We start from the raw sequence: 464 nt of genomic DNA, 5'->3' as shown, positions 1-464 counted from the left end.
GGCGCCCTGACCGCAGGCGTTCTCGTGGTCGCGGCCACGCTCATCCGGAACACCCGCTACCCGCAACCCTGGGTGAACCTCGACACGGACGAGCTCCGAGCCGGCCGCCGCACCCTGGCCCTGAACACCATCGACAGCGCCCTGATCCCGTCTGACCCAGCGACGCAGTCGGAGATCCTCACGCTCCGCCTCTTCGCCAAGAACGCGCGCGTCGAGATCATCCTCCGCACCCGCAAAGGCCCACGCCTGGACACCGAATCCACACAGGTCCTCGCCGAGGCAATCCGACGCACCACCATCACGATGCCCACCTCGATACACGACCCCAGCGGCAAATTCGCGAGGTACAACTTCCCCGGGCACATCGACCTCGACGACACACTCACCCTCGTCCAACACCCACCCGCACCGGGAAAACCGCTACCCGCATCCTGGTGACGACATCGAGGCCGTCCGCTGTCAGG

Annotated in this window: 1 pseudogene; it reads left to right on the top strand. The window is 66.6% G+C overall.

What is annotated here, in order from left to right:
• Positions 1–438 (top strand): annotated as a pseudogene (locus tag IFT45_RS16675) (hypothetical protein); the annotation flags it as partial.
• Positions 439–464: the final 26 nt, after the last annotated feature.

Origin of the sequence: Frigoribacterium sp. CFBP 13707, from assembly GCF_014842245.1 — a bacterium.
GTDB lineage: Bacteria > Actinomycetota > Actinomycetes > Actinomycetales > Microbacteriaceae > Frigoribacterium > Frigoribacterium endophyticum.
This window is presented reverse-complemented; position numbering and strand designations above follow the sequence as displayed.